Below are 25,159 nucleotides of genomic sequence, written 5' to 3'. Positions count from 1 at the left end.
TTTAAATTTATAATACTTATCGAAATACTAGGTTTTGATGATAATCATACCCCAAAATGTTTCATTGTCAATGGTTAGATGCAAGAAACCGGATGGTTGCCGGCGAAATCCATTTAAACTATACTTGATAAATAGGGATTAACCTCATCGTATGTGAGAAAGGCGGAAACTGCCATGAAAATTGTCCAGTCCATTCTGGATCTGATCGGAAATACACCCGCCGTCCGGCTCAATAAGATTCCTGATTCGGCCGGTGCGAATGTGTATATCAAGCTGGAATCCTTCAACCCCGGCGGCAGCGTAAAGGACCGCGCCGCACTGAATATGATTGAGCGCGCCGAAGCGCAAGGCAAACTGATTCCCGGCAAAAGCACGGTCATCGAGCCGACTTCCGGCAATACGGGAATCGGCCTCGCCATGGTTTGCGCGGCAAAAGGCTACCGGTGCATCATGACGATGCCGGACAACGCGACCGCCGAACGCGTCAAAATCCTGAAAGCCTACGGCGCGGAAGTGTATTCGACGCCCTCGGCCGAACGCATGAACGGCGCCATCGCCAAGGCGAATGAACTGGCGGCGGACATTCCCGATGCTTTTATCCCGATGCAGTTTGAAAACCCGGCAAATGCCGACGCCCACCGCGGCACGACCGCCGTGGAAATTTTCGATGCCTTCGACGGCAAGCTGGATGCGTTCGTGCTGACGGCGGGGACCGGCGGCACCGTGACCGGAACCGGAGAAGAGCTGAAAAAGCGGATCCCGGAACTGAAGATCTATGTCGTCGAGCCGAAAGGGTCCCCCGTTCTGTCCGGCGGAGAACCCGGCCCGCATAAAATTCCGGGAACAGGCCCCGGATTCGTCCCGGCCATCCTCAACAGGGAGGTCTTTGATGAGATTCTCCTCATCGAGGATGATGACGCCCAGGTGATGGCACGCCGCCTCGCTTCAGAAGAAGGCATCTTCGTCGGCGCCTCCGCGGCGGCCTCCGCCCACTTCGCCGTCCAGATCGCCAAGTCGCTGCCGAAGGACGCCAACGTGCTGTGCCTCGCACCTGATACAGGAGAGCGTTACCTGTCGTCCGATCTGTTTCCGGAGTGAGCCCGGTCAACCGGGGCGGGGATGCTTCCTTAACACTCACGGCCCCTTTCTTAACACTCGCTCACCAGATGACAAAAAAGCGATGCCGCCGCAACTGATTGCGGGGCATCGCTTTGATTTATGGCCGCGTCACGAGTTCGCGAAAGGTGGCATGCTCACGGAGCAGCACGGCTGCGTCCTCGACCATGACGCTCGCGGTCGGCAGCATGCCGGCGCCCGGGCCGATGACGGTGAGTGTCCCGGCATAGGCGGTTTCGATGGCGACCGCATTGTCGACACCATCGATGCCGTAGAGCGGATGGTCGGGGCCGATCAATACCGGGCCGACGGACGCCTGGATGGAGCCGTCTTCCCCGCGGCGGACATCCGCGATGTGACGGTAGCGGAGGCCCTGGCGGTCGGCATCAATCACTTCTTCTAGGGAGAGCGAATCGATGCCTTCCATCGGAACGTCTTCCCAGTTTGGCTGTTCACCGAACGACAGGCCGCTCAGGATCATCAGCTTGCAGAAGGCATCAAACCCGGATACGTCATTGGTCGGGTCTGCCTCTGCATAGCCGAGTGCCTGCGCTTCCTTTAGCGCGTCCTCGAAAGTGCATGATTCTTTGCGCATCTTCGTCAGGATAAAGTTCGATGTGCCGTTCAGGATGCCTTGGATGCCGGTCACTTCGTTGGCAAGATTCAGGTTCTGGATCGTCTTGATCACCGGGACGCCGCCTGCGACGGTCGCTTCGCAGCCGACGCCGGTCCCCTGTTCCCCGGCTTGCCGCTCAAGTGCCCGGGCGGCTTTCGCGTACATGACCTTGTTCGCCGTGACGACATGGCAGCCGGCCGCAATCGCCTGCTCCAGATACGTGCGCGCCGGCTCTTCGCCGACGATCGCCTCGAAAACGACCTTCAGATCCGGAATGGCAAGGATGTCCTCAAACCGGTCGGTAATGAGGACATCCGGTGTCTCAGGGCGGGTTTTATCCAAGTCGCGGACGAGGATCGCAGCAATTTCGATCGGGGTGCCGATCGTTTTCTCAAGTTGTTGTTTCCGTTCATGCACGATTGTATAAATGCCTTGGCCGACCGTACCGAATCCAAGGATGGCCGCTTTTACTGGAGCCATGGGCGAAACACCTCCGACACAAAGATTCCTTCCAATATAACAAGTTCCGCCCCGCAAGGAAACCCCGGGGCGGGAAAAGTTTAAAATTTCTCAAACATTCATGCGTTAACCGGTGCCGCAGCCTCGATCGCCTGCTTCAGGTCGCCGATGATGTCTTCGACGTTCTCGAGGCCGATGGAAAGACGGACGAGTTCTTCTGTTGTGCCCGACTTCTTCAGGTCTTCCGCGGACAGCTGCTGGTGCGTCGTGGAAGCCGGGTGGATGATGAGCGAGCGGGCATCGCCGACGTTCGCGACATGCGAGAACAGCTTCACGTTATCGATCAGCTTACGGCCCGCTTCGCGGCCGCCCTTGATGCCGAAAATGACGACCGAGCCGGCTCCGTTTTTCAGGTACTTTTTCGAGAGTTCATACGACGGGTGCTCCTCGAGGCCATTGTACTGTACCCACTCGACGGACGGGTGATCCTTCAGCCACTGTGCAACCTTCAGGGCGTTTTCGTTGTGGCGCTGGATTCGGAGATGAAGCGTCTCAAGCCCCTGGAGGAACAGGAATGCGTTGTCCGGGCTGAGCGTAGGACCGAAGTCACGGAGCAACTGCACGCGGAGGCGCGTAGCGAATGCCGCGTTCGGCGTGTCGATGCCGTAACGGAGGCCGTGGTAAGTCACATCCGGCTCCGTGTATCCCGGGAAGCGGCCTTGCGTCCAGTCGAATCTGCCCGCATCGACCGCGACGCCGCCGACACCGCGGCCGTGTCCGCCGATCCATTTCGTCGCGGAGTGGACGACGACGTCCGCTCCGTGCTCGATCGGGTTCGAGCCGTATGGTGACGCGAATGTGGAGTCGATGATGAGCGGCAGCCCGTTTTCGTGTGCGATGTTTGCGACTGCTTCCACGTCGAGAACATTCAGGCTCGGGTTGCCGATGATTTCGCCGAAGATCGCTTTTGTCTTGTCGGTGATCGCCTCGCGGAAGCTTTCGGGCTCCGTCGAGTCGACGAACTTCACATTGATCCCGTAACGCGGGAGTGTAACCGCGAACAGGTTGTACGTTCCGCCGTACAGGTTTGCAGCGGAGACGATTTCATCTCCTGCCTGGGCGACGTTCAGGATCGAGAACGCGATGGCCGCCATGCCCGAAGACAGCGCCACTGCCGCGGTGCCGCCCTCCAGTTCCGCGATGCGCTTCTCGAACGCATCGACCGTCGGGTTCATGATTCGGGAATAGATGTTGCCCGGCTCTTTCAGGGCGAACAGGTTCTGGGCGTGTTCTGTATCACGGAATGCGTAAGCCGTCGTGCGGTAGACCGGAACAGCGATTGCGCCTGTTGTCGGGTCAGGCTCCTGGCCTCCGTGCACGAGAATCGTTTCTGGTTTGAATGGGTTTGTCATAGTGATTGCCTCCTAAAGTATGGTTTCGATGGAAACACGATAGGAGAGGAGGTTTTATCTTTTCGGAAAAACGAAAAACCCTCTTCTCTGATAGGAAGAGGGCCGATGCGAACACGCCGCATGCCTCCCCTTATCTGTCAGATCCGCTCCCGGATCTGTAGGATTTAGCACCTTTGCAGACATCGTCTGCCGGTTGCCGGGCTTCGCAGGGCCTATTCCCTCCGCCGCTCTTGATAAGAGTATTCTGATTTGTTTTCCATCTGGTAAACAGTATAGGTCTGTACTACCGGCAAAGTCAAGTGTATTTTTCAGAAAAAACATGAAACGTTTCGGGCGTTCATCCGTTAATCTATAGAAGACTGCTAATCTGGAGGAATTCGATGAAAACTTGGAGAGAAAATCTTGAGGCAAACGGACTTGCCGAATTCATTGCCCCCCTTTCCGGACTGGCAAAGCCGGGGTTTGCCCTGGCCAAAGAAGACGCCGCCGGTACACTGGCGCCCGGCGCGTCAAAGTTCGGGGGCGCTCCGGACCTGCCGCCGGACATGGAGCCCCCGTCCAAAGACGGCAAGCCGCTTACGCTGATTGCACAGCTGAATCTCTCGGACGCCGCGCTAGCGGGCAACGCCCGCCCGCTCCCCGCCTCCGGAGTCCTATCCTTTTTCTATGATATGGAAGAACAGCCGTGGGGCGGAGAGGAAGGCGACCGGTCAGGATGGAAGGTGCTTTATTTTGAAGACCCGACGGATCTTGAGCGGCGTGAAGTGCCGGAAGAAGTGATGCTGCCGGAATTTGCCGCTTCGTTCCGCGCGCAGGAAACGCTGGACACAGATGCTGTTTTCGACATGGACTTCGATGACGAAACGGGAGAAACGATCTTCGAATTGCTCGAAGAAGGCGCACCCCATCACCGGGTGCTCGGCCATCCGTTCGCCGTCCAGAACCCTGTTTTCACGGAGGTCGCCCACTACTGCGGCGGCGTCGCGGATTGGGATGAGGCGGAGAAAGCTGCGGAAGACTACGTCCTTCTCTTACAGATGGACAGCGACGACGATCTGGATGCGGTTTGGGGCGACCTCGGCATGCTGTACTTCTGCATCCGTAAAGACGATCTTGCCGAAAAACGCTTTGATCGGACACAGATGGTCATGCAATGCAGTTAAAAGGTTGAACCCACCTTATATTAGGGTGAATGAAGGCTAATGTAAGACATCTCATCACAGGAGGCTGACGACATGCCCGAACAACTGGGCTGGTTATGGATTGCAATTGCCGTGGGGGCCGGCTATCTGATCGGCAACATCCATGGTTCCACGATCGCCGGACGGATGTCCGGTGTGAACCTGAAAGAAACAGGCGTCAAAAACGCCGGCGCTTCCAATGCCGCCATTGTCCTCGGCAAAAAATACGGGGCACTCGTTGCCGCCATTGATATCGGAAAAGGCATCGCGGCCGTGCTTCTCGCCAAATGGGTTGCCGAAGCAATCGGGCTAGGCCCGGCAGCGGGAGCGACGCTTGTCTTCGCGATGGCCGCCGCGACGATTTTCGGCCACAATTTCCCGTTCCATATGCGCTTCAATGGCGGCAAAGGAACGGCAACGGTGATCGGGGTGCTTCTCGGTTTTGACTGGAGGATCGGACTCATCGGCCTCGCCCTCCTCATCCTCGTTTCCCTCGCGACCGATTTTCTGGTCTTCGGTGTTCTCATGCTGTACGTCACGTTCACCGTGACGGCTGTTTTCTTGGCACCGGGGATCGGACCTGACCTGATCGCAGTCGGATTGTTTGCGATGGCGGCCTGGAAGCATATCGAGAACTTCCGCAGGATGCGGGCGGGGGAGGAAAAGCGGGTGTCAGCCGTGTTCCGGAAGAAAAGGGCTGCCTGAGGAATCCTATTTTTTTCAGCTAATATTAGCACTGATACTAAAGGGGGACCTGTCCGGACAGGTCCCCCTTCGTAATGTTCAGTTGTGCTGCGCAACCGGCTCAATCAGGTCCAGAAGATCGGCATGAGTGTATCCGAGGTCTTCCGCGACCGACTTGTAAGTGACATGGCCCGCGTAAGTGTTGAAGCCTTTGCGGAGCGGCTCGTTGTCGAGGGCCGCCTGCTTCCAGCCTTTGTTCGCAATCTGGAGTGCATATGGCACCGTGACATTCGTGAGCGCCATCGTGGATGTACGCGGCACCGCGCCCGGCATATTGGCTACAGCATAATGGACGACGCCATGTTTTTCATAGATCGGGGCGTCATGCGTCGTAATGCGGTCGGATGTTTCAAAGATGCCGCCCTGATCGATTGCGATGTCAACGAGAACCGAGCCCGGCTGCATCGACTTGACCATTTCTTCCGTGACAAGCTTTGGCGCCTTGGCACCCGGGATTAAAACAGCACCGACAACCAGGTCCGCGTCCTTCACCGCTTCCGCGATGTTGAACGGGTTCGACATGAGCGTCTGGATGTCATTTCCGAACTGGTCGTCCAGCTGGCGGAGACGTTCCGGGCTCAGGTCGATGACCGTCACCTGCGCGCCCATTCCGACCGCGACACGCGCGGCGTTTGCGCCGGCCATGCCGCCGCCGATGACGGTGACCTTGCCGCGCTGGACGCCCGGCACGCCTGATAAAAGGATGCCCTTGCCGCCGTGGATGCGCTCGAGGAACTGGGCACCGATCTGCGTCGCCATGCGGCCGGCGACTTCGCTCATCGGCGAAAGGAGCGGCAGCGAGCGGTTCGGCAACTGGACGGTTTCATAAGCGATCGCCGTCACTTTCTTCTCAACAAGCGCTTCCGCAAGCTCAGGCTCCGCAGCAAGGTGCAGGTATGTGAACAAGATCAGGTCTTCACGGAAATAGCCGTACTCTTCCGGAAGCGGCTCCTTGACCTTCATCACCATGTCGGCCGCCCACGCTTCTGCAGCCGTTTCAACGATTGCCGCGCCTTCAGCCGCGTATTCCTCATCCGTGAAGCCGGAACCGAGGCCCGCCCCCTTCTCGATGATCACGTTGTGGCCGGCGGTTGCCAATATCGCCACACCTGCAGGCGTCATCGCCACCCGGTTTTCGTTGTTTTTGATCTCTTTAGGTACTCCGATTCTCATTTCCATTTCCCTCCAAATTAAAGGGAGGCAGGCGCCTCCCGGATTCCAACTCCCCAACTCTTCTATTTCAACAGTTTTCTTCAAAAACCTTCTTGATCACGGAAATAATGAAATCGACATCCTGGTCCGTGCAGGAGAGCGGCGGGGACAGGGTCAGAATATTGTTATACCCGGCTACCGTGTCCCCGTTTTTCCCTACGATCAGGCCATTCGCCTTGCAGTCGGCGATGATTTTGCCAATCCGCGCGGCACTTGCCGGTTCGCGGGTCTGTTTATCTTCCACCAGTTCGACGCCGAGCAGGAAGCCGATTCCCCGGACTTCACCGACATACGGATGCTCCTGAAGATGTGCCAGTTCCGCGCGGAGACGCTCGCCATGACGGTCCGCGCGTTCGACGAGGCCCTCCCGCTCGATGATTTCGAGGTTCTTCAGAGCCACCGCACATGCCGCCGGGTTGCCGCCGAACGTGTTCACATGGCGGAAGTGGCTGTTTTCCTCGCTGTCCTTGAACGTCTCGTAGATGTCCTTGCGCACTGCCGTGACGGACAGCGGCAGGTAGGCGCTTGTGAGGCCTTTGGCCATGGTGACGATGTCCGGCTTCAGGCCGAAGTTTTGGTGGCCGAACTTCTTGCCCGTGCGGCCGAATCCGCAGATAACTTCATCAATGATGAGAAGGACGCCGTGTTTTTTGCAGATCTCCTCCACTTTTTGGAGGTAAACCGGGTGAGGGATCAGAATGCCGCCTCCTGTGATGAGCGGCTCCATGATCACTCCGGCAACCGTCTCTTTCTGCTCCCAGATGATCTTCTGCTCGAGTTCTTCCGCCCGCATGAGGTTGTACTCCTCGACGCTCATGCCTTCCGGACGCCGATAGTTGTCAGGCGGCGCGACGTGAAGAAACCCCGGCGCGAGCGGTTCGTACTTGTACTTGCGGAGCGACTGTCCGGTCGCGGCGAGCGCGCCCATCGAGCTGCCGTGGTAGGCCCGGTAGCGGCTGATGAACTTGTAGCGCGACGCATCGCCCTTTTGCTGATGGTACTGGCGGGCGATCTTGAATGCGACTTCGTTCGCGTCGGAACCGCTATTGGAATAGAAGATCATGTAGTCGTCATCCAGCCATTCGTTCAGCTTTGCCGCAAGCTCGATCGCCGGCTCATGGCTTTGTGTCATCGGCACGTAGCACAGTTCCTTCATCTGGTCATAAGCTGCCTTCGCAAGCTCTTCGCGGCCGTAGCCGACGTTGACACACCACAGTCCGGACATGCCGTCCAGGTAACGGTTCCCCTCATGGTCCGTCACCCAGGCGCCTTCCCCCTTTGCCCAGATCATTGGCGGGTTTTTCTCCACATATGGAGAAATGTGGTGCCAGACGTTTTGCCGGTCTTTTTCGACGAGCGACTGGGCTTCCGTTTTTACGACGGTCATCGTTCTATCCCCTTTCGGATGGGTTCGTTTTTCAGCCGCCTCAGGGGGCGGCCGCTTGATTGATCTTCCATGGGGCCTTGTTGATCTTTCGGACGGCTTACTGATCTTTCGCCGTCCCTTATTGATCTTTCGCGCTCCCTTATTGTTCTTTCACGGAAATGGCGCCGTCAATCAGTGCCGCTGAGTCAGCATCTTCTTCCTTGTATAGAACTCGATGCCGTCTTTGCCGTTGGCGTGAAGGTCACCGTAGAAGCTCTTTTTGTAGCCCGAAAACGGGAAGAAGGCCATCGGTGCCGGGACGCCGAGATTGACGCCGAGCATTCCGGCATCGATGTCGTCGCGGAACTCCCGGATTGCCGATGCGCTGTCGGTGTACAGGCAGGCGCCGTTTGCAAAGTCGGAAGCGTTGGCGAACTCGATCGCTTCCGCCAGTGTATCGACTCGGACGACCGAGAGAACCGGTGCGAAGATTTCATCTTTCCAAATCTTCATCTCCTGTGTCACCTCATCAAAGATCGTCGGTCCGACAAAGTAGCCGCCTTCGGAGCTCGATTTGTCATTGCGGCCGTCGCGGACGAGTTTGGCGCCTTCTTCAACGCCCGTTTCGATATAACCAATCGTACGGTCCTTGTGGGCCGGGCGGATCACAGGGCCGAGGAACACATCCTCATCCAGGCCGTTGCCGATCGTGATGTCATCGGCGGCCTGCTTCAGACGGTCGACGAGTTCGTCTGCAACATCACCGACCGCGACGACAACCGCCGCAGCCATGCAGCGCTCGCCGGCCGAGCCGAACGCCGCGCCCGTGATGTTTTTGACGGCATGATCGAGGTCCGCATCCGGCATGACAATGGAATGGTTTTTTGCGCCGGCCAGCGCCTGGACCCGCTTGCCGTGTGCCGTTCCTGTCTTATAGACGTATTCCGCGACCGGCTGGGAACCGACAAAGGAAATGGCCGGAACGTCCTTGTGCTCGAGAAGGCCATTGACCACGTCGTGCGCCCCATGGACGATATTGAACACCCCGTCAGGCAGGCCCGCCTCTTTCAGAAGATCCGCCAGGCGGTTTGCCAGGAGCGGTGTGCGCTCGGACGGCTTCAGCACAAATGTATTCCCTGCGACGATGGCAAGCGGGAACATCCACGCCGGCACCATCATCGGGAAGTTGAACGGCGTGATGCCGCCGATGACGCCGATCGGATATCGGTACATGCCCGATTCCATGTTTTTCGAGATGTCCGGCAGCTGCTGCCCCATCATGAGGGAAGGCGCGCCTGCTGCGAACTCAACGCACTCGATGCCGCGGAGCACTTCACCGTGCGCTTCCGTGAAGCTTTTGCCATTCTCGGTGGTGACGAGACGTGCGAGCTCATCCCAATTCTCGACGAGCAGTTGCTGAAACTTGAACATCACCCTTGCACGCTGCGGCACAGGTGTCTTTTTCCAGGTTTTAAATGCCTCTTTTGCGACGGCAACGGCTTTGTCGAGATCTTCCTTGGTGGAAATCGGGACTTCCGCGATGATTTCTCCTGTCGCCGGGTTTGGGACTTCCTCATATGTTTCAGTGGTCGATTTGACCCATTGTCCACCGATGAAATTTGAAAGCGTTTGCGTTTTTACAGTAGCTGTTTCCATTGCTGACTCCTCCTCATTGGTCTAAATGCCATCTTGACGGGTTGCCCTGTTCACTTCATACTCTACTTTACAAACTATCAGAATCTTTGTCATTTTACAGAGTGTCAAATAGACGAGCTGGAAGATTGGACGAAAGGAAGGGCTTAGTATGAAAAATATCGAGCTGACTGTCCGGGACGTAATGGAACGGGAGTCTTTTCAAAAAGCGAAATTGGCAGCGGGCGCATCCGGCCTTTCCCGGAAAATCCGCTGGTCGCACATTCTTGAAGTCCTCGAATTCGAGTCGCTGATCAATGGGGAAGAGCTGATCCTGACAACCGGCATCAGCTTGGCGCTCGACCTGGAGACGCAGCTTGCCTATATCCGCAAGCTGGATGAACTGGGCGCATCCGCGTTGTGCATCGAACTGGCGGACCCGTCAAAACGGATTTCCGCGGAGGTGCTGGAGCTCGCGGACAGCCTCGGCTTCCCGATTCTCGTATTCGAGGAAGTGATCCGGTTCGTCGATCTCACACATGATCTCCACACAGCGCTGATCAACCGCCATCACAAGATGATCTCCGAGCTGGACAGACTGTCCGGCCGATTCATTGAATTGTCCCTCACGTCCAACGGCATCCTGAAAATCCTCCAGGAGCTCCATGAATATTTCCGGCGGGAGGCCATCTTCATCTCCGACCGGCCGGCCCCCTACTTTTATCCGTCTGGGGCCAAAGAAAGCGAAGCCATCCTGCGCTCCCGCATCGGGTCTGAAGGCGGGCTGGAGAACACTGAACGTTATGTGGAAATCGCGGACAGACGCTTTGCGAGCGTTCCGGTGCGAGGGCCCGGGCAAGTATGGGGACGGCTCTTTCTCGGCATGGACGAGCCGCTCCAGGAGGATTTCTATTTTCTGATCCTGGATCGCGCAAGTCTTGCCATTTCCCAGGTGATTCTCCGCAACCGGACGGTCGAGGAGCGCAAGCAGAACCTTGAGGACAAAGTCGTCCGCAACCTCATTACCGATCGCCATGTGGATCCGGAAACGGTCCGCTCCGTCCTTCCTGCACGCAGCAGGAATATGTATTACCGGGCGTTCAGCATCCGCCCGGGGACGAATGCACCTTTCCCGTCACAGGACCTGCTGGAAGAAGAACTTGTCCAGCGGGCATTGCTCATCCGGAGCCTGTTCCAGCGGCACGGGTTCTTCCCTGCCATCACTTCGGGCGAAAATGAGATGACCGTGCTCGCCTTTTTTATCTCGGAAGAAGAAAAAAGCCGTTGCAATGCCCGGTTCGAACCGCTGATCAGGGAATTCCGGAACATGCCGATGCCGCAGTTCGGAAACAGCCGATTCGGCATCAGCAAAACCTACCAGGACCTTGCCGACATTCGGCGGGCCTACCGCGAAAGCGAGGATGTCATCCAGCTCCAGGAGGAAGCCATCACGGAGTCGGTGTTTTATGAAGAGCTCGGAATCCACCGCCTGTTACTGCTTTTGAAGAGGAGCGGCGAACTGGAGACCTACGTCGACGATTATCTCGGAATGCTGATTGAACATGATGCCCGCCATGACAGCCGCCTGTTCGAGACGCTCGTCGTCTATCTGGAATGCGGCGGCGCCAAGAAAGAAGCGGCGGATCGCCTGTTCATCGTCCGGCAGACGCTCTACCACAGGATCGGAAAGCTTGAGGGCCTGCTTGGCGCAGACTTCATGGAACCCGCCAACAGGCTCGCTCTGGAAGTGGCGGTGCAGGCGTACCGGATGCTGGAGCAGACCGAAGCGGGAGAGAGGCTTCCGGTACATTAAGTGATCAGCCTTTGTTATCAGGCCAACATGCAAATACCGGAGATGTCCCGTTGAAAAGGACGTCCCCGGTATTTCTGTTAAGCTCTATTTTCTTCTAACACCTTCTTCTCTTCCGATCTGAAATTCCGATCCAGCTTTAACACCGTATTCAAGAGAACATCAGCACCGTTTGCACATTCCTCAAACGATGTATATTCATCTTCACGATGACTGTAGCCTTTTGCGCTGGGAACAAAAATCATCGCTGTCGGAATATAACTGGCGATAAATTGTGCATCGTGTCCGGCTCCGCTGTACATATTGCGGCCTTTGAAACCAAGCTCTTCAGCCGATTCTGAGACTGCATGAACAATGTCCTCCTTGAATTCGACCGTATCCCTTCCCCACAACTTCCGGGAGGTCAGTGTGCACCGCTCCACCACTTTGGGGAGACGGTCAATGATCCTTTCCACTTGGCGGATGACTTCCATGCTCTTGTGGCGGGCCTCAATAGTGAACGTGACCTCATTCGGAATGACCGTGTGAATATTGGGATAGGCAATGATCCTGCCGATTGTGTAAACGAGATCCTCCGGCAGCTTCTTGAGCTCCCGCTGAAGTTCCACAATGATTTGCGCTGAAGCAAACATTGGATCTCTCCGCATCGGAATCGGTGTGGTACCGGCATGATTCGACTCGCCTTTCAGTGAAATATCGTAGCAAGCCATTCCCATTACCCCTTCGACAACGCCAATCTCCTCGCCGTTATGTTCAAGAACTGGGCCCTGTTCAATGTGAAGCTCTACAAATGCAGCTGCTTCCTTGAGACGGTTCCCGACTTCTCCTGCATACCCGCTTTGCTCAAGTGCTTGACCAAATGTCACGCCTTCCGTGTCTGAAGACTGAAGCATGACTTCTTTTGCAAACTTGCCCGCCAGCACCCCTGAAGACATCATCGCCGGATCGAAGCGGGCACCTTCTTCATTAGTAAAGTTAATCACTGTGATCGGGTGATTGGTCTTGATGTTTCGCTCAACGATCGTCCGTACAACTTCCAATCCGGCCACAACACCCAGTGTTCCGTCGAACCGGCCTCCTTTTACGACGGAATCAAGATGGGAACCCATCGCAATCGGCGGCAAATCTTCTTTTCCGGGCAGCGTTGCATACAGATTCCCCATATCGTCCACCTTCACCGACAACCCGATTTCTTCACTGGTTTCGATGAACTTCTGGCGTGCTTTGATATCTTCTTGTGACAAGGAGAGTCTGGTCACACCATTCCCTTCTGTGGCCCCAAATGCACTGAACTGTTCCAGCAAGCTCTGCAAACGCTGACGATTGATCTTTTCCACTTGGCCTTCCCCCTTAACATGTATATCCGACTAAAAGAGCACCGGTTCAGAAACTGCCTGAACCGGCGCCTGCCTCACATGCCCTTCCTGTGCGATAGTCAAACGAGCCGGTGGTAAGATTCATGACAATGCTGAAGACAGTCTCCATCTGTGTGTGCTCCGGGAAAGACGGGTTGATGTGTCTGCAAATGGAGTCCGGATAGTTCTCATGATCGGACAGCACGCCAAACATCTGCTCAGCACTTGCTTCTTCATCCAACTCTTTCATCAGCTCTTTGATTCGATCCAGGCGAGGAGCAGAGTCCGGAATCGGAAAGTCAGATACGGCCTCTTGCATCTGCGGATCGCATATATGGTTGGTATGGACAACCACTCCGTCCTTGGGCGGAATGGTTGCGGTATGGACAGGAGACACCTCTGTCCCCGCCATCTCACCGCTTTTGGAGGCGATGAGGAAATGCGCGGGAGAGGCCATCCGCCCATCACTTACGGCTTCAGAAGCTTCCCCGAACGTATGGGAGTCCAGAACCGCGCGCAGCCCCAGATGTATCGGTACTTTCGGCTGCCAGGTCCTTGTCATGAGTGCGTTCAGACACACACCCACGCCGGCGCTGTTGCAGCCGACTTTCCCGATAATGCCGCCTTCCGTGATCATTCGTACAGAGGGTTTCCCTTCCTGCTCGATTTCAATGTCCAGGAGGGAATCAATCTGGCTGCTTTTCCAGTCCCAATTTTGCCCGAGCCAGGTTTTGCCTCCCTTATGCTGAGCAAATGATGTGCATCCGTCAGGGGTAGCCGTTAGCGCTATTTCACTCCGCGCATTTAATGCGAGAATGTCCTCAAACCGGATACCGGCACCGTCCGCGACGCCTTGCATTTCTTCCAGATAATCGGGGCGGAATGCCGATATCGCGTCATGGTGCAGAAGCGCCTTCTCGCAGGCCTCTTGCCAGGACATCCCCGTGTACCCGCGGAAGAGTGCCTGATAGGTGGACAGGCTATTTGCGATTTCTCTCTTCCCTTGCTCCCCGTGAGCGCGGCCGATCTCATAAGGCGTACCACTCAGATGAATTTTCCGGACTGCGCGGGTAACGTTCATGACCGGACCGCCTCTTCGCTCCGTTCAAAGACCGTTTCTCCTCCAATGATCGTCCGGTCGACCAGGATGCCAGGAATATCGTCAGTATCAGCATTTAGAATGGAGCGGTCCAGGATGGCTAGGTCGGCAAGCTTGCCGGGTTCAATGGATCCTGTGCTGTCCTCGCTGAATCCTGAATACGCCGCATTGATCGTGCAGCAGCGGATAGCATCGAGCAGGCCAATCCGCTCCGCCTCTCCGACAACCTGTCCGGACGGCGCCTTTCTGGTCATGGCGCTGTGGATGCCTCTCATCGGGTTATAATCCGTGACCGGGCAGTCCGCTGTGAGCGTTGCCGGAACACCGGCCTCCCGGTAACTGGCAAGCGGGTACATGTTCAGTGCGCGTTCACCGTAGTTCTTCAGATATCCGTCCCCGTATTCATGGAAGAAAGCCGGGTTTGGTGTCGGGACAGCGCCAAGCTCCTTCATACGCTCCACCTGGTCTTTTCTTGCAAGTCCGGCATGTTCAATGCGGTGGCGTGCATCTTCACGCGGATGGAGCCGGTGTGCCTTATCGATCGTATTCAGCAACTGATCGATGGCCGCGTCGCCCTGTGCATGGGCGGTGATCTGCCAACCTTTTTCATGTGCCGGAACGAACAGGTCATCGAGCTCTTCCTGTGTCATATAGTGAATGCCGTAGTTTTCAGGATCACTCGTATACGGCTCCGTGGTCCAGACGGTCGGACCGCTGCTGGAGCCATCCAGAAATACCTTGACCGGGCCGTATCTGAAACGGTCGTTTCCGTCTCCGGTGCGGACGTCTTTCTTGAGATAATGCCTGACGACCTGATCCGGATTGTTCAATGCCCCGACCATCGCATACACACGCTGTGCGATGACCCCCTCCTCGGCATCCTCTCGTAACGCTTCAATATTATCGACACCATAACCGGTCGCATCATGGACAGCCGTAATCCCTTTTTCCGCAAAATGCCGGGAAGCGACCCTGTGGGCTTCACGGATTTCATCACGGGTATGTGCGGCACGCTGATACAGGTTCATGTGGGCATTTTCAATGAGGCGTCCGTCCGGCTCGCCGTCAGCCCCCCGGCCGATTGTCCCGCCTTCAGGATCCGGCGTATCACGGGTAATCTCCCCAATCGCCAGTCCCCTGCTGTTGACCGCGGAAATATGTCCGCAAGCACGGACCACCATCACCGGGTGCCGATTTGTGACACCATCCAACTCTTCCCGAGTCGGGAACCGGCCTTCTTCGATGGCGTTCTCATTAAAGCCCCAAGCACGGACCCATTGTCCATCGGATACTGAAGCCGCCTGCTCCTTCAACTTTTCCAGTAAGTCAGGGATGGTCCGGATACCAGGGTCCTTGCAGGAGATGGCAAGGACGTTTGCCCCATACATCGTCGTATGAATATGCGATTCAATGAGTCCGGGCATGAGCGTGCGCCCTTCCAGGTCAGTGACCGTCCCCTCCTCGTCATTCAGTTTCAGAATATCTTCCGTGGTACCGACAGCAAGAATTTTTCCGTCTTCTATGGCGACAGCTTCCATGATTTCGTTTTGGCTGTTGACGGTAATAACTTCACCGTTGATGAACAGTTCCTTTGCCATAATCGCATTCCCCTTTCATAAACGAAAATAGATCAGATTGATACAGGCTTGGTTGTCGTTTCTGGTGCTTCTTCATAAAGCTCATCCACCATATCCGGGAAGAAGTCTTCAACCGTCTTTTTGGAAACCGGCTCCGTCATGAGAGAGACAATAAAGAAGATCGGCAGGTTGACGAATAGTCCCCATATACCGGCGTGAATGCCTAACGGGTGCGGGAACCAGACCGAGAAGATCAATGTCACGACAAAGCCTGCGGCCAGGCCCCAGAATGCACCCTGCTTTGTCGCACGCGGCCAGAAGAACATACCGACCAATGCCGGGAACGCCTGGCCAATGAAGCCGTAACCAATCAGTAGAATATAGACAAGGCTTGCAGGTTGCATGATTGAGATTGGCGCCACAATCAGGCCCATAATCGGGAAGATCAGCCAACGTGTCATTTTGCCTGCTTTATCATCAGTGAGCTTGAAAATTGGCTGAAGGATATCCTTGCTGTAACTGAGAGCCGTCGAATGAATGCACGGTTCACTAGAGGACATTGCAGCAGCCAAAGTGCCCGCACCCAACAGGCCTGCGAGAAGCACAGGCATATTATCCATAGCCATTTGGATGGCAACAGTGTCAGCCTTGGCGAGTGAGGGATATACGAAGATGCCGATGAATCCTACCACCAGCATCGGGATGCACACGATGTAGTATGTCGGAAGCATCGTGGCTGCGGTACGGATTGATTTGCGTGTATTAGCGCCCATCCATTGAATCCAGTGAGTTTGCCAGACTGATACCATGGATATCAGGATGGATGTCGTCCAGAATGCAAAGCCCATGTCCCCAAGGTTGCCCGGCAGTGTCAGGAATTGCGGTGCCTCCTCGCGAACCCGTTCAAATACCGGTCCGAACGAGTATCCTCCCGTGAACTGCTTGACTACCCAAAGTCCGAATGCCCACGAAACAACGAACATTAGAGCACCCTGAAACGCATTCGTAATCCCTATCGCCCGCAACCCGCTACGGAAAAGATAGATTGAAATAACGGCCAGAGATAAGATGACACCAAGCCAAACCGGGATCTTGCCATGACTCATGACATTCAGAATATAAGCTGAACCTGTCGTTTGGAGAACGGCGTAAGCCAGGACACCTATCGAGGTGACGAAAGAAGAGAGTGCTCCTAGTGCCGGGCTTTCATAACGGTGTGTGATGGCTGCTCCCTGCGTCACGTGATTATACTTCGCTCCCAGATCCCACACTTTTGGCCCAAGATACCACGCGGTAATGCCCATAAATGTCAGATATATAACCACATACAGCACCGGTACCCCTTTCGAATACGCCCATCCCGGTGCTCCCATGAACGTATATGCGCTGATGCCCCCCGCACCAACCAGGAGGTACATGACAATGGGTCCCAGACTTCGGCCGGCAACTCCCCATTCTTCCACTTTGTTCATATCGCGCCCTTTGCCTGCCCCGAAGCCGAGCCAGACTGCAATTACCATGTAAGATACCGTAATCAAAAAAGGAATCCACTGTGCCATCAGCCATTCACCCCCATCTTATTAAGTGCCATCAGGACGCCTGTTGTCAGGAAGATCAGGACAACCGACCAAAACATGAGAATCGGCATTCCGAACAAGATGGCTTCATGATTAAGCAGTGGTATGACCGGCCAACTCCCAAGCAATACAACCGTCAAAATAGCGAACAAACCGATCCACCCCTTGTAAGTCTTAGGCGTTCTAAATGTTGCTTTCATGCATTTCCCCCCGAGGTTTTTTTCCAATGACAGTTTGGCAACGGTAATGATAACGCTTTCAAAACAGAGTCAATCAGACTGCAATATCTTTCACTAAACATCTTACGGTATAGAAAATTCTGATTCTTCTATTTAGATGTATAATGAACGTTACAATCTACTGGACAGTTTGTCTAATAGTTGTGAACACCTTTACTAATACAGGAAAATTTATCAACAAACGTACGGGATCCTATTCAAAATCTAATAGCCGCATTTTAAGAGCAATCAGGCGTTAACCAAGCTTTACCGGGTGATTTTTACATTACGTCCCGCATTCAGCAAGAGCATTTAACGTCCTGTCTATTCCTTCGGCCGATTCGATTCACTATGATGAAAGAAGTCAGTATCTTCTACCAATTGGTGAAAGCGCTTCCTTATTGAAGCTAATCAGAAAGGGGTTTTTCAAATGACCTTAGAGAATCAGACGGACCCTGCCACTTCCGGGCAGCCAGGCATGAAGTCGGACTTGAAGACTCGCCACATCACGATGATCTCGATTGCGGGAGTGATCGGTGCGGGCCTCTTTATCGGAAGCGGTGCGGTCATCAACTCGGTCGGTCCGGGCGCCATTCTTTCCTATGCATTTGCCGGGCTCATCGTCGTTCTGGTCATGCGGATGCTCGGCGAGATGTCTGCCGCGTACCCGACAAGCGGCTCGTTCTCGACTTATGCAAATGAGGCGATCGGACCGTGGGCCGGATTCACGATCGGATGGCTGTACTGGTTTTTCTGGGTCGTCGTCATCGCCATCGAGGCGCTTGCCGGAGCGGCCATCATCCAGTATTGGATTCCGGATTTCCCGATCTGGCTGATGAGCCTGATCCTGACCGTGGCACTGACAGCGACCAACCTGTTCTCCGTCAAGGCGTTCGGTGAGTTTGAATACTGGTTTTCCCTGATCAAAGTGGTCAGCATCACACTCTTCCTCGTCCTCGGCGTTTCCGTACTGTTCGGCTGGTACCCGGGCATTGAGGCGCCCGGCACGGCTAACCTCCTCGGCGAAGGCGGATTCATGCCGTCCGGCTTCGGGGCGATCATGCTCGGCATTACGGTCGTCATTTTCTCATTCATGGGCACCGAAATCGTTGCCATCGCGGCCGGTGAGTCAAAGGACCCCGTCCGTTCCGTCCGTGTCGCCACCAACAGCGTGGTCTGGCGGATCCTCATCTTCTACATCGGTTCGATTGCCGTCGTCGTGACGCTCCTTCCCTGGAACTCGGCGAACATCCTGGTCAGCCCGTTTGTCGCCGTACTCGACCATATCGGCATCCCTGCGGCCGCACAGATCATGAACTTCGTCGTCCTGACCGCTGTCCTCAGCTGCCTGAACTCGGCGCTCTATGCCAACTCCCGGATGCTGTTCGGGATGGCCCAAAAGGGTGATGCACCTAAGGCATTCCTGAAACTCAGCAAAAGAGGCGTCCCGGTACGCGCCATCCTGTTCAGTACCGTGTTCTCGTATGTAGCAGTGGTCCTGAATTTCATCTCGCCGGACAAAGTGTTCCTGTTCCTCATCAACTCGTCAGGCGCGGTCGCCCTTCTCGTCTACCTGATCATCTGTTTCTCTCAGTTGCGCATGCGGAAGCGGCTCGAGAAGGAGCGCGGCCACCTGCCGGTCAAGATGTGGCTGTTCCCATACTTGACCTACGCAACGATCATCGTTGTTGCAGGCATCTACCTGGCGATGTTCTTCATCCCTTCGACCCGGATCCAGGTCATCCTGACCAGCATCGTCACGGCGGGTGTCGTCGGCATCTACTTCGTGTTCTACCGGAAGAAAGAAGCTGTCAATTACGGCCAGAATCCGGTGGGTGTGCAGCAATCTGCGAAGTGATCAGAGAATAAAGAAAAGCTCCCCTCGAAGCTGGTGGTAACAGTTTCGAGGGGAGCTTCTTTGTGGACCCATGCGATCAAAAAACGAAGCATGTTTATCCCCGCAGTGTGGCAATGAGCCTGTTTGGTTTCAAAATCAAGTCAAAAGCATCGTGAATGTCTTTACATACAATGTCAGCTTTCAGTAAGGATTGTGCAGAACATCCTTCATCACCTATGACAATTATCGAGATGCTGCAGGCTTCAAACATCAGCCCGTCGTTCCATCCATTCCCGATGCATACACAATGCTCCGCTCCGAGTTCCTCCGCAATTTCTCTTTTATTTTCCGCAGCATTTGAGTGATCAAATATCCGTATGTCCGCAGGCAGATCGGCACATTGTTTTCTTACGGTGCCATGGGTATCTGCAGTCACGACATGCACGCTGATCCCTTTTTTCTTGACCTCCCCGATTTTCTCTTTTATGGATGCGATCACCTCACCATCACAAGCAATCGTTCCGTTATAGTCCAACAACAAATTTTCAATGAAGGGTTTTCCTCTTCCTGGTATGTTGATTTCCACAATAAACATCTCCTTAACCGTCGGTATACAAAGAAGGATAATTGATAAAAATACAGGGGGACATCACACGATGCTGCTGAAAATCCGTGGCATCCAAAAAACAGGAGGTTTTCACATGACAAACAAACAAAGCGCGTTTTACATGCCGTCGGTCAACTTGTTCGGACAAGGTTCCGTAAATGAAGCAGGCACCCGATTAGCAGGTCTCGGCGCAAAGAAAGCATTGTTGGTCACGGATGCCGGATTGCACAATCTGGGTATTTCGGAAAACATAGCAGGTATCATACGGGCGGCTGGTGTAGAAGTTTCGATTTTCCCGAAGGCAGAGCCAAACCCCACCGATAAAAACGTGGAAGAAGGATTGGACGCATACCACTCCGAAAACTGCGACAGCATCGTAACGCTTGGCGGCGGCAGCTCCCACGATGCAGGCAAAGGGATTGGAATTGTCGCCGCTAATGGAGGTAGGATTCACGATTACGAAGGGGTGGACGTTTCCGAAAAGCCGATGGTCCCGTTAATCGCGATCAACACAACCGCCGGCACAGGCAGTGAAGTCACGAAATTCACGATCATCACAGACTCCGCACGCAAAGTAAAGATGGCAATCGTCGACAAACACGTCACGCCAACGCTTTCGATCAATGACCCGGACCTGATGGTGGGCATGCCCCCCGCATTAACAGCCGCCACCGGTTTGGATGCACTGACACATGCCATTGAAGCCTATGTATCCACAGCAGCCACACCGATTACAGATGCACTCGCCATTCAAGCAATTCAAATTATCCCTCAGTACCTGCCGAAAGCAGTGGCGAACGGCAAAGACATCGAAGCACGCGAGCAGATGGTCTTCGCCCAATCACTCGCAGGCATGGCCTTCAACAACGCTTCCCTCGGTTACGTCCATGCGATTGCCCACCAATTCGGAGGCTTCTATAACTACCCGCACGGCGTATGCAACGCAATTCTCCTCCCCCACGTCTGCAAATTCAACCTGATCGCCAAAGAAGAACGCTTTGCTGATATCGCGATTGCCTTGGGAGAAAACGTAGACGGCCTAAGCACACGCGAAGCCGCCGAAAAAGGAATCGAGAAAATCGAACAAATGGCCAAAGACCTGGGCATCCCAAGCGGCTTTGCAGAACTCGGAGCTAAAGAAGAAGATATCGAGACGCTAGCTACGAATGCGATGAAAGATGCAACTGCAGCAACGAACCCACGTAAGCCTAATTTGGATGAGGTGATGGGGATTATTAGGAGTGCGATGTAATTGGAGGTAGCATTAAAGCACTTGACTGTATCTTAGATTCCACGTATTGTTTTAAATATATTAAAAAACGGCTCCATGCACTTTTGTGCTTGGAGCCATTTGTATAACCGAAGAGCAACGATCTAACGGCGTTCCTGAAACTAAGCAAGTGGCTTCCCAGTAAGGAACTGTTCGTCTCTAAATAAGATTATATGTATTTACTTTTAACTGTTTTTGAGGCATTTGATGGTGCTTGTTTGAAACCTTCTCCTATAGCTTCAATTTCTGCCTCTTTCAGCACTTCATCAAAGTTAACATTACCGAGTTTATCTAATCCTATTTTCATCCTAACAATTGTTCCTTTAACATCGCAATCTTGAACAACTTTTTCGGCTGAGCCATAGGTTATAGACTTTGTGCCAGATGCAATGCTAAAAATTCCTCCTGTACGCTGGATTATACTTTTTACTAAAGCTAGTCCAAAACCAGAGTTTTTATATTCTTCTGGTGCGTAGGAATGGTTTGAAAAAGCGGATAACCCAGGGATTAATGCCTTTTTTATTGCCTCTTCGTCAGTATTCTGCTCATGCCATATCTCCTCCTCACTAAATGGTACTGTTGCTCGTAATCCTACACCCACATCTGCAATGACTACTTCTACATAGTTTGTTGTTTTATATGCTTGTAATGCATAGTAATAGTGAGGTGTTTGGGCATGATCAAAAATGTTTCTTACCATCTCCCTAACAACAAAAATAAATAAATCATTAATTTTTTCTTCTATATTATATTCTACGAGTCCTAAAGCCTTATTAACTATTCGCCCTGAAATTTGTTCAAAGTATAGCCCTAATGGAATCCCATTTTCATCTAATTCTCTATATACTTCTCTTATTCCAACTTTTGTTGGCGCTAAATATGTTGAACCCGATGTATGCGAGGTAGCATCCGAAATACCTATTAGCTGAAAAATCCCCATAGTTTCACCATATGAAATTGCGGAACGCGATTGCCTTAAATGATTAATAGGTTCAATCTCATACTGAGTTTTAGATTCTTTTATTTTATCCATTGCATTTAAGAACACAATTGCGCCTGCCGGTTCGATAAATTCTAAGTGTTCAAATGTAATTTTTAAATCTTCATCATCATTTAAATAATATCCTTTCAAGCGTAAATGGTTAGTCATTTTTAGCATATTCTCGTATTTCATTTCTTTCACAACTATCAAGTAGCTCCCCCCTTTGTTGTTTTATTCAGGAAACTCCAGGTCACCTACGCCTACAACAAGTCTAAAGTTTAGAAAACGCCCCTACCTTCATCAACAAGCATGACCAAGTTTGTAGCTCTCTTCATCTCAAAACCAATGAACAATTGAGTCTACTATCCATTGTAAGACTATAAAAAGAAAATACTCAACCGGATTTATTAAATACCTATATATATGTATACTATATATTAAACAGGAAAACATATGTATAATTACATATAAATGTTTATATCCTTTTTAAAGGTTGGGTTATTTTTTGAGAAAATTAAAAACATCAACAAGCGACGTCTTAAGCGCTTATCTAGAAATTGAGAGTACTAGAAGCAAATACGGTAAACTAAAGAAAGCCGAAATACATTTTCATACCCCAGCGTCTTATGATTATAATTTAATAGAAGGAAAGCGTTATCAGCAGTTGACAGAGTACGAAATGTTGGATTATTGCGTAGAGATTTCTATGTTTAATAATGACGAAAAAAATATTATTCAAAACAAGTTTAAAAACGGAGAGTTTTCAGGTGAATCTTATAAAGATATTTTAAAAGATAGAAGTGCCCCATATGATAGCTTCAAAGAATTTTTGGCCTACAGCATGATTGCTTTTAAACTTTACAAAGAGGATATAAATATAGCTATTATCACTGATCACAATACTATCAAAGGGTATTATAAATTAAAATATGCCCTTGAAGACTATTTCTCGAAAAATGTAAAAGGAAAAAAAGAAGGGAAAATCCCTGTCTATCTTTTTTTGGGTGTTGAGATTTCATGCTCTGATCAAACTCACGTAGTGGGTATTTTTAATGAAGAAAATTACGAGAACGTAGAAAAATTCCTCGAAGACAATATATATACTGAAGAGACCGGAACTATAGAGACTAGTTTTTCTATAATAAACCAAATTAATCTTCTTAACGGAATAAGTTATATTGCTCATGTTAATACATACGAAGGAATAGGATCGGGTTTATACAAGAAAAATCTTTTTTCTACAAATTTAAAAATATTAGGCCTCACAAATTTATCCTCAAAATCTTGGAAGAATAAAACGCATCCAGATTTTAAAGATGATAAAGTTTGCTATCTTTTTGAAAGTGATGCTCATTCAATAAATAAATTAGGAATCCAAAATACTTGGATAAAAATGAACGAGATAAGTTTTAATTCTCTTATAAAATCAATAAATAATCATTTGTTTTGCGTTTACACTGTAAAACCAACGACTACTGATACATATATAAAAGGAATTATACTTAATCCTGGTTCTACAGGTTTCTTAAAAGGTACCGGTAAAGAATCCTTCATAGTAGATTTTTCAAAGGACTTAAACTGTATCATAGGTGGCCGCGGAACAGGAAAAAGTACTATTCTCAATATTTTGGATACCGTATTTACTAATGAAGCAAAAGATTTAGATACCTTGAAATTCATTTCTCTTTACTCAAGTATTTTTATTCTTTTTTCTTATAACAATGAAGAATTTATTATTCGTTTTATCCCACAAGCAAATCAAGCATTACCGACATCCCATCCTGATTTTTTTCTTGAAGCTGCATTTGACAAGAAGGGGCAACCCCCTAAGGGGAACAATATCAAACTGAACAAAAATTGGTACGATCTTTTTAAGGTAGACAAAAACAAAAATATAACGTTGCTAGGATCAGAATACGAAACTGAAAATATTCTTCACCGTGTCTATAAAAAGCATTACTCAATAAACAACATAGTGAATATGATTCAAAACCGTAAAACTGGTGATTTTATTAAGTCAGTAGTCCAAGCAGGAGAAACTAAGGGCTTTTTCGATGAAAAGATAAATAATCTCTATAACACATCCAACAGAGACTTTAATAAAACACTAAAATCATCATTAGTAGCCATACGTGAGGAACTCGAAAGGTTTAAAATAAATGCGAATGACAAAATTGACTCGTTCAATAATATGCATAACAAACTCATTTCTATTAAATATGAAGCGAGAGCAGATAACTACTATCGTTATTTAGACGATTTATTTAAGGGTATTAATACTAGCACTCCAATATTAAATACGATGTTCACAATTGGTGACTTCATTGATTACACACATAGGGTGCTCTACCATATAGATTTCCTCACTCTTTTAAGCTTACTGTTCAACCGAAAATTCAATGATTTAAACTCTATAGAGCCTATAAAAAAGTTTACATCCAACGAGTTAACAATAAAGAGTATCGGATCAGGATATCAAAATATCAATAGTATTTCTGAAAAAGACCTTTATAGTGAGATATTAAAAATACTTCGTATGTATAAACACAATATTATTAGAAGTATTGCAACATATGTTGAATCAATGGATAATTATACCCTCCAATTTAATGTGAACTCTAAAGCTTCAATTGAAAACTTACCTATTCACTTTAATAATATTGAGCACCTATCGCTGGGTCAACAAGTAGTTGCAATATTGACACTAATCATTGAATATGGTAAATATTGCGGAGACAATACACCGTTTATTATTGATCAACCTGAAGATAACTTAGACAATCAATATATTTATAATAATCTCGTTGCGAGTTTACGTAATATTAAAAATTATCGGCAAGTCATTATAGTGACGCACAACTCTTCTATTGTAACCAATGCTGATTCAGAGCAAGTAATTGTCTTAGAGTCAAATGGTCTAAACGGATTAATTAGAAAAAAAGGTTATTTGAGTGATAAATCTGTTATGAAATTAATATTAGTCCATTTAGAAGGAGGGGAAAATGCTTTTGAAAATAAAGTTCAAAGTTATTCTGCAATTCTTGATAAAATCTAGTTCAAATTCATAAGACAATCAAGAAGAAAGTAAA

At 51.2% G+C, this 25,159-nt stretch carries 19 protein-coding genes and 1 riboswitch; of the genes, 7 read left to right on the top strand and 12 right to left on the bottom strand.

What is annotated here, in order from left to right; genetic code table 11:
* Nucleotides 1-174 precede the first annotated feature (174 nt).
* A complete protein-coding gene (gene cysK, locus BLT01_RS02270) occupies nt 175-1,098 on the top strand; it encodes a cysteine synthase A (protein ID WP_092094162.1) in 924 nt (307 codons plus the stop codon).
* Between the two features lie 118 nt (nt 1,099-1,216).
* On the opposite strand, the gene BLT01_RS02265 is transcribed toward cysK, so the two are convergent.
* Nucleotides 1,217-2,212 (bottom strand): homoserine dehydrogenase, encoded by a 996-nt coding sequence (locus tag BLT01_RS02265; RefSeq protein WP_092094160.1) that lies wholly within the window; start codon nt 2,210-2,212, stop codon nt 1,217-1,219.
* A 98-nt stretch (nt 2,213-2,310) separates the two neighbouring features.
* Nucleotides 2,311-3,603, bottom strand: a complete 1,293-nt coding sequence (locus tag BLT01_RS02260; protein WP_092094158.1) for an O-acetylhomoserine aminocarboxypropyltransferase/cysteine synthase family protein — start codon at nt 3,601-3,603, stop codon at nt 2,311-2,313.
* Between the two features lie 127 nt (nt 3,604-3,730).
* Nucleotides 3,731-3,843, bottom strand: a riboswitch (SAM riboswitch).
* Between the two features lie 140 nt (nt 3,844-3,983).
* Here BLT01_RS02260 and BLT01_RS02255 point away from each other — a divergent pair.
* Both BLT01_RS02255 and BLT01_RS02250 read left to right on the top strand, forming a co-directional pair.
* Nucleotides 3,984-4,766 carry a YwqG family protein gene (locus BLT01_RS02255; protein WP_092094156.1) on the top strand — a complete coding sequence of 261 codons (783 nt, stop codon included), beginning with the start codon at nt 3,984-3,986 and terminating at the stop codon, nt 4,764-4,766.
* Nucleotides 4,767-4,838: 72 nt separating this feature from the next.
* On the top strand, nt 4,839-5,489 hold the full coding sequence (locus tag BLT01_RS02250; RefSeq protein ID WP_092094154.1) for a glycerol-3-phosphate acyltransferase: 651 nt from the start codon (nt 4,839-4,841) through the stop codon (nt 5,487-5,489).
* A 78-nt stretch (nt 5,490-5,567) separates the two neighbouring features.
* Here BLT01_RS02250 and ald read toward each other — a convergent pair whose 3' ends face one another.
* The 3 genes from ald to BLT01_RS02235 all read right to left on the bottom strand — a co-directional run bounded on the left by ald (nt 5,568) and on the right by BLT01_RS02235 (nt 9,762).
* Nucleotides 5,568-6,701 carry an alanine dehydrogenase gene (gene ald / locus BLT01_RS02245; RefSeq protein ID WP_092094152.1) on the bottom strand — a complete coding sequence of 378 codons (1,134 nt, stop codon included), beginning with the start codon at nt 6,699-6,701 and terminating at the stop codon, nt 5,568-5,570.
* Nucleotides 6,702-6,768: 67 nt separating this feature from the next.
* A complete protein-coding gene (locus BLT01_RS02240) occupies nt 6,769-8,127 on the bottom strand; it encodes an aspartate aminotransferase family protein (protein WP_092094150.1) in 1,359 nt (452 codons plus the stop codon).
* A 171-nt stretch (nt 8,128-8,298) separates the two neighbouring features.
* A complete protein-coding gene (locus BLT01_RS02235; RefSeq protein ID WP_092094148.1) occupies nt 8,299-9,762 on the bottom strand; it encodes a CoA-acylating methylmalonate-semialdehyde dehydrogenase in 1,464 nt (487 codons plus the stop codon).
* Between the two features lie 148 nt (nt 9,763-9,910).
* Between BLT01_RS02235 and BLT01_RS02230 the strand changes: the two genes are divergently transcribed.
* Entirely contained in the window at nt 9,911-11,551 is a 1,641-nt protein-coding gene (locus tag BLT01_RS02230) for a PucR family transcriptional regulator (RefSeq protein ID WP_092094146.1), read from the top strand.
* A 77-nt stretch (nt 11,552-11,628) separates the two neighbouring features.
* Here the strand turns inward: BLT01_RS02230 and BLT01_RS02225 are convergent, their stop codons facing one another.
* The 5 genes from BLT01_RS02225 to BLT01_RS02205 are packed head-to-tail and all read right to left on the bottom strand — an operon-like array spanning nt 11,629 to nt 17,356.
* Nucleotides 11,629-12,885, bottom strand: a complete 1,257-nt coding sequence (locus BLT01_RS02225) for a Zn-dependent hydrolase (protein ID WP_092094144.1) — start codon at nt 12,883-12,885, stop codon at nt 11,629-11,631.
* Between the two features lie 46 nt (nt 12,886-12,931).
* Nucleotides 12,932-13,984 (bottom strand): C45 family autoproteolytic acyltransferase/hydolase, encoded by a 1,053-nt coding sequence (locus BLT01_RS02220; RefSeq protein ID WP_092094141.1) that lies wholly within the window; start codon nt 13,982-13,984, stop codon nt 12,932-12,934.
* A complete protein-coding gene (locus BLT01_RS02215; RefSeq protein ID WP_092094138.1) occupies nt 13,981-15,600 on the bottom strand; it encodes an amidohydrolase in 1,620 nt (539 codons plus the stop codon). Before BLT01_RS02215 ends, BLT01_RS02220 begins: the two co-directional genes overlap by 4 nt.
* Before the next feature lie 32 nt (nt 15,601-15,632).
* Nucleotides 15,633-17,138: a sodium:solute symporter family protein gene (locus tag BLT01_RS02210; RefSeq protein ID WP_092094135.1), complete on the bottom strand. Its 1,506-nt coding sequence runs from the start codon at nt 17,136-17,138 to the stop codon at nt 15,633-15,635.
* Nucleotides 17,138-17,356 carry a hypothetical protein gene (locus BLT01_RS02205; protein ID WP_092094133.1) on the bottom strand — a complete coding sequence of 73 codons (219 nt, stop codon included), beginning with the start codon at nt 17,354-17,356 and terminating at the stop codon, nt 17,138-17,140. Before BLT01_RS02205 ends, BLT01_RS02210 begins: the two co-directional genes overlap by 1 nt.
* Before the next feature lie 496 nt (nt 17,357-17,852).
* On the opposite strand from BLT01_RS02205, the gene BLT01_RS02200 reads away from it, so the two are divergent.
* The gene (locus BLT01_RS02200) at nt 17,853-19,232 is read left to right on the top strand and encodes an amino acid permease (protein WP_125903432.1); all 1,380 of its coding nucleotides are present in this window, start codon (nt 17,853-17,855) and stop codon (nt 19,230-19,232) included.
* Nucleotides 19,233-19,326: 94 nt separating this feature from the next.
* Here BLT01_RS02200 and BLT01_RS02195 read toward each other — a convergent pair whose 3' ends face one another.
* A complete protein-coding gene (locus tag BLT01_RS02195; protein WP_218123183.1) occupies nt 19,327-19,797 on the bottom strand; it encodes an HAD family hydrolase in 471 nt (156 codons plus the stop codon).
* Nucleotides 19,798-19,912: 115 nt separating this feature from the next.
* On the opposite strand from BLT01_RS02195, the gene BLT01_RS02190 reads away from it, so the two are divergent.
* The gene (locus BLT01_RS02190; RefSeq protein WP_092094521.1) at nt 19,913-21,070 is read left to right on the top strand and encodes an iron-containing alcohol dehydrogenase; all 1,158 of its coding nucleotides are present in this window, start codon (nt 19,913-19,915) and stop codon (nt 21,068-21,070) included.
* Between the two features lie 187 nt (nt 21,071-21,257).
* Here the strand turns inward: BLT01_RS02190 and BLT01_RS02185 are convergent, their stop codons facing one another.
* Nucleotides 21,258-22,280: an ATP-binding protein gene (locus tag BLT01_RS02185; RefSeq protein ID WP_092094128.1), complete on the bottom strand. Its 1,023-nt coding sequence runs from the start codon at nt 22,278-22,280 to the stop codon at nt 21,258-21,260.
* 295 nt (nt 22,281-22,575) lie between these two features.
* Here BLT01_RS02185 and BLT01_RS02180 point away from each other — a divergent pair, with 295 nt between their 5' ends.
* Entirely contained in the window at nt 22,576-25,125 is a 2,550-nt protein-coding gene (locus BLT01_RS02180; protein WP_092094125.1) for a Spaf_1101 family AAA-like ATPase, read from the top strand.
* The last annotated feature ends 34 nt before the right edge of the window (nt 25,126-25,159 follow it).

The organism is Bhargavaea beijingensis (assembly GCF_900101985.1).
Classification (GTDB): Bacteria; Bacillota; Bacilli; order Bacillales_A; family Planococcaceae; genus Bhargavaea; species Bhargavaea beijingensis.
The sequence above is the reverse complement of the archived record's forward strand: the minus strand, read 5'-3'. Positions and strand labels throughout refer to the sequence as shown.

Excerpts from the sequence above, each read along its gene's own strand:
- BLT01_RS02240 (WP_092094150.1), bottom strand. The coding sequence starts at position 8,127 with ATGACCGTCGTAAAAACGGAAGCCCAGTCGCTCGTCGAAAAAGACCGG.
- BLT01_RS02255 (WP_092094156.1), top strand. The coding sequence starts at position 3,984 with ATGAAAACTTGGAGAGAAAATCTTGAGGCAAACGGACTTGCCGAATTC.
- ald (WP_092094152.1), bottom strand. The coding sequence starts at position 6,701 with ATGAGAATCGGAGTACCTAAAGAGATCAAAAACAACGAAAACCGGGTG.
- BLT01_RS02235 (WP_092094148.1), bottom strand. The coding sequence starts at position 9,762 with ATGGAAACAGCTACTGTAAAAACGCAAACGCTTTCAAATTTCATCGGT.
- BLT01_RS02265 (WP_092094160.1), bottom strand. The coding sequence starts at position 2,212 with ATGGCTCCAGTAAAAGCGGCCATCCTTGGATTCGGTACGGTCGGCCAA.
- BLT01_RS02205 (WP_092094133.1), bottom strand. The coding sequence starts at position 17,356 with ATGAAAGCAACATTTAGAACGCCTAAGACTTACAAGGGGTGGATCGGT.
- BLT01_RS02230 (WP_092094146.1), top strand. The coding sequence starts at position 9,911 with ATGAAAAATATCGAGCTGACTGTCCGGGACGTAATGGAACGGGAGTCT.
- BLT01_RS02220 (WP_092094141.1), bottom strand. The coding sequence starts at position 13,984 with ATGAACGTTACCCGCGCAGTCCGGAAAATTCATCTGAGTGGTACGCCT.
- BLT01_RS02250 (WP_092094154.1), top strand. The coding sequence starts at position 4,839 with ATGCCCGAACAACTGGGCTGGTTATGGATTGCAATTGCCGTGGGGGCC.
- BLT01_RS02215 (WP_092094138.1), bottom strand. The coding sequence starts at position 15,600 with ATGGCAAAGGAACTGTTCATCAACGGTGAAGTTATTACCGTCAACAGC.
- BLT01_RS02200 (WP_125903432.1), top strand. The coding sequence starts at position 17,853 with ATGAAGTCGGACTTGAAGACTCGCCACATCACGATGATCTCGATTGCG.
- BLT01_RS02260 (WP_092094158.1), bottom strand. The coding sequence starts at position 3,603 with ATGACAAACCCATTCAAACCAGAAACGATTCTCGTGCACGGAGGCCAG.
- BLT01_RS02190 (WP_092094521.1), top strand. The coding sequence starts at position 19,913 with ATGACAAACAAACAAAGCGCGTTTTACATGCCGTCGGTCAACTTGTTC.
- BLT01_RS02210 (WP_092094135.1), bottom strand. The coding sequence starts at position 17,138 with ATGGCACAGTGGATTCCTTTTTTGATTACGGTATCTTACATGGTAATT.
- cysK (WP_092094162.1), top strand. The coding sequence starts at position 175 with ATGAAAATTGTCCAGTCCATTCTGGATCTGATCGGAAATACACCCGCC.